Origin of the sequence: Sandarakinorhabdus sp., from assembly GCF_031422795.1 — a bacterium.
GTDB lineage: Bacteria > Pseudomonadota > Alphaproteobacteria > Sphingomonadales > Sphingomonadaceae > Sandarakinorhabdus.
This window is the reverse complement of the sequence record NZ_JANPML010000335.1, coordinates 1-4,091: the sequence shown is the minus strand read 5'-3', so window position 1 is coordinate 4,091 and position 4,091 is coordinate 1. Positions and strand designations below refer to the sequence as shown.

Below are 4,091 nucleotides of genomic sequence, written 5' to 3'. Positions count from 1 at the left end.
GCGCAGCTGCAGCATCTGATTGACTGGCGCGCTCAGCGTATTATGAATGCAATACGCCCCGAAAAATTCATGGAGTGACCCCATGCGCGTTACCGCCCTTCTGATTGCTGCCAGCCTGTTTGCCATCACCCCGGCGCTGGCGCAGACGCCTGCCCCTGCCACGCCGGCAACAGCCGAGACGCCGTCAACCCGGTTGGCGGCGCTGTTTGCGCAGAGCGATGCGGACAATCTGAAGCGCAATCCGCTGGGCCTGTTGTTTCGCGGGGATACCAGCCGCGCCGGTGAGCTGGGCGAGGTGATCACCGACGCCGCTTATGCTGCCGAAAAGCGGGCCGCCGAGAATGAGCTGAAAGCGCTGGCGGCCATCGACCGCGCCACGCTGAGTGCGGATGAGCAGGTGAGTTACGACACGTTCAAGTGGCAGCGCGAGACCGATCTGGCCGGGCTGCAGCCGGCGTTGCTGGCCGCGACCGCGCCGCGCCCGGTCGATCATTTCTTTGGCTTCCACAATTTCTTTGCCGAGCTGCAATCGGGGGAGAGTGCGGCGCCGTTCAAGGTGCTGAAGGACTATGAGGACGCGCTGCTGCGCAGTGACCAGTTTACGCTGCTGCTCGATCTGGCCGTGCTGCGCTTCCGCCAGGGCATGAAAACCGGTGTGGTGCAGCCCAAGCTGGTGGTGAACAATGTCATCGATCAGCTGAACAATCTCACGGCGGGCGGTGTTGATGGCAGCATCATGATGAAGCCGGTGCAGAAATTCCCCGACAGCATCAGCGCCGCCGATCAGGCCCGTTTGAAGGCCAGTTACACCAGGATGGTGGGGCAGCGGGTGAACCCGGCGCTGATCCGGATGCGTGATTTCCTGAAAGTGGAATATCTGCCGGTGGCGCGCGACGGCGTTGGCCTGTCGGCGATGCCGGGCGGACCGGATCTATATCGCTATCTGGTCGCCAGCAGCACCACCACCAATCTGAGCCCGGACGAGATCCACAATATCGGCCTGGCCGAAGTTGCCCGCATCCTGAAGGGGATGGACGAGGTGAAGGCCCGCGTTGGCTTCCAGGGCGACCGCCCGGCCTTCTTCACCCATTTGCGCACCGATCCGCGTTTCAAGTTCGCAACGGCGCAGGCGATGGGCGATTCCTTCCGCGCGGTGGGCAGCCGAGTTGATCTGGTGGTGGGCCAGATGTTCAGCACGCTTCCGAAATCGCCGCTGGAGATCAAGCCGGTGCCGCCGCACCGCGAAAAAACCGATGCAGCCGGCAGCTACAATAGCGGCACACCGGATGGAAAGCGCCCCGGCATCTTTTATTTCAACAGCTATGATCTGCCGTCGCGCAGCAATTATGGCACCGAAACCCTGTATCTGCACGAAGCTGCCCCGGGCCATCATTTCCAGATCAGCCTGGCGCAGGAAAACGAGAAACTGCCGAATTTCCAGCGTTTTGGCGGCAACACCGCCTATGCCGAAGGCTGGGGGCTGTATGCTGAGAGCCTGGGGCCGGAACTGGGGATGTTCAAGGATCCCTATCAGTTGCAGGGCCGTTATGAAGACGAGATGCTGCGCGCGATGCGGCTGGTGGTGGATACTGGCCTGCACAGCAAGGGCTGGGGCCGCGATCAGGCCATCGAGTATATGCTGGCCAACAGCAGCATGAGCCGCACCGATGCCGTGGCCGAAGTCGAACGCTATATCGCCATTCCGAGCCAGGCGCTGGCCTACAAGATCGGCCAGCTCACCATCAGCCGCCTGCGCGCCAAGGCAGAAGCTGCACTGGGGCCGAAGTTCGACATCAAGGGTTTCCACGCCCAGGTGCTGATGACCGGCGCCCTGCCGATGGCGGTGCTGGAGGCCAAGATCGATCGCTGGATCGCGCAGGGCGGGCGGTAATCCGAAGGTTCAAGAACAAGGAAGCAGAGCCTCCGGCGGGCAGGCCGGAGGCCGGCACCCAATTGTTTTAATTCCCGCTATGCCCCACGCATGGCGCACACCAACGAAAGTGGGTCCAGGGGCTCAGCCCCTGGCCGCCGGAGGCACCCTGGTTCTGACTGAGTGATGGTATCAGGCCTTCACCAGCCCCTTTTCGATCAGGCTGCGGGCGCAATCGAGGATGGTCGTCGTCTCGTCGCGCGTCTTCCAACCCAGCCGTTCCAGCGCGTGGGCGGCGCTGGCTTCGCGGCGGCGGCCGAGTTCGGGCACCACCATCTTCACCGTCGCATCGAAATTGGCCAGCAGCTTGAGCAGCCAATCCGGCAGGCCGCGGGTGGGCACGCGTCGCGCTTGGTTGCCCAGACCGGCCTTGAGCACGTCGGCGACTTCGCGCATCCACATGAAGCGCCCCTGCGCGATGAAGCGTTCGCCATCCAGGCCGGGTGTCGTCATCGCAGCCAAGTGCAGGCTGGCCACATCGCGCACGTCCACCACGCCAAAGCCCAGCCGCGGCAGACCGGGCAGGGCGCCATCCATCAACTTTTTCACCACTTCCAGGCTGGTGGAAAAATCCGCGCCAAGCACCGGGCCCAGCACGGCGGCCGGATTGATGCTGACATATTCCATGCCGGCTCCATTGGCCGCCATCCATTCCCGCGCCGCGCGTTCGGCCAGCGTCTTGGACTTGATATAGGCATAGGCCTCAAGGCTGTTGATGTTCGACCAATCGGCCTCGGTCAGCGGCGGGCGCGGCTGTTCGTGGCCATAAGCGATGGCGGCCATGCTGCTGGTCATCACCACACGTTTGACGCGGGCGGCGTGCGCAAACCGCAGCGCCCGCAGCGCGCCTTCGCGGGCTGGCACGATCAGATCATCGGGGTTCTTGGGCTCACCAGTCGGGATCGGCGAGGCGATATGCTGGACATAGTCCACACCCTGCATCGCTTCGGCCCAACCAGCGTCGCTGGTCAGATCGCAGGCCACCAGTTCCAGATCAGGCAGGCCCAGTGTGGCGCGCACTTCGCCGGCCCGGGCCATATTGCGGATGGTGCCGCGCACCGACCAGCCATCAGCGACCAGCGCCTTGATGATGAAGCCGGCGATATAGCCCGATGCGCCGGTGACCAGCACCTTGCCCCCATTCGCCGCGTTGTTGTCTGCGTTGTTCGCCAAGTTGTTCACTGCGCCACCCTGTGTTTTTTCAGCAACGCCATGGTGGGGGGCAACTGCCGGCTTGGCAAGTACGCCCGGCCGGCCCATTAGCGGGCGGTGCAGACGCCCAATCCTTTCGCCGGTCTGGCTGCTGGTTCGCTCCCCCGCCGTGAATTCGCGGTGGTGTTTGCAGCGCTGCTCACCGTGGCTGCCGGCAATACGGCGCTGCAAACCGTGCTGCCAGCCATCGCCCGGGTGATCCACCTGCCCGACATGCTGGTGGCGGTGATCTTCTCCTTTTCGGCGCTGCTCTGGACGTTCAGCGCGCCCTATTGGGCCCGGCAGAGCGACGTGCGCGGCCGGCGCCGGCTGATGCTGGTGGGGTCGCTGGGCTTCATGGTGTCGATGGCCGGCTGCGGCATCGCCATTTACGCCGGGCTCAACGGCTGGCTGGCACCGATCGCCACGTTCGCGCTGTTTGCAACGCTGCGCAGCCTGTTCGGCATTTTCGGTTCGGCCGCCAACCCGGCCGCGCAGGCCTATGTGGCGGGGCGCACCAACGAACAGGACCGCACGGCCGCCCTGTCCAGCCTGTCATCGGCGTTCGGGCTGGGCACCATCATCGGGCCCGCGATTGCGCCGCTGTTCATTCTGGCGCCCTTCGGCTTGTCGGGGCCGATGTTCGCCTTTGCCGCCATCGCCGCCGTGGTGATGATTGCCGTGGCAAAGGTGCTGCCCGACGATGATCCCACCCACCAGCCAGGCCAGGTCCAAAGCGGCAGCGGCGCACCATCGTCCGAGCCCAATCTGGCCGGCGCCACCACCGGTGCCAGCGTCAGCGCGGCGGCGGCGGGCCGGCCCAAGCGGTTGAGCGTGAAAGACAGCCGCATCCTGCCCTTCATGATCTTTGGCTTCGTGTCGGGCTCCATCCAGGCCGCCACTGGCCAGGCGCTGGGCTTTCTCGTCATCGACACGCTGGGCGGCGACGCGATGGACTCGCAGCAGTCGA

Annotated in this window: 3 protein-coding genes; 2 read left to right on the top strand and 1 reads right to left on the bottom strand. The window is 64.6% G+C overall.

Annotation, left to right across the window (positions count from 1 at the left end):
* The first annotated feature begins 82 nt into the window (after nt 1-82).
* Entirely contained in the window at nt 83-1,891 is a 1,809-nt protein-coding gene (locus RMO81_RS12025; RefSeq protein ID WP_310476129.1) for a DUF885 domain-containing protein, read from the top strand.
* 171 nt (nt 1,892-2,062) lie between these two features.
* Here the strand turns inward: RMO81_RS12025 and RMO81_RS12020 are convergent, their stop codons facing one another.
* Nucleotides 2,063-3,103 carry an aldehyde reductase gene (locus RMO81_RS12020; RefSeq protein ID WP_310476128.1) on the bottom strand — a complete coding sequence of 347 codons (1,041 nt, stop codon included), beginning with the start codon at nt 3,101-3,103 and terminating at the stop codon, nt 2,063-2,065.
* Between the two features lie 96 nt (nt 3,104-3,199).
* On the opposite strand from RMO81_RS12020, the gene RMO81_RS12015 reads away from it, so the two are divergent.
* Nucleotides 3,200-4,091 (top strand): MFS transporter (locus RMO81_RS12015; RefSeq protein WP_310476127.1); only part of this gene is annotated, 892 nt, incomplete at its 3' end.

Excerpts from the sequence above, each read along its gene's own strand:
- RMO81_RS12025 (WP_310476129.1), top strand. The coding sequence starts at position 83 with ATGCGCGTTACCGCCCTTCTGATTGCTGCCAGCCTGTTTGCCATCACC.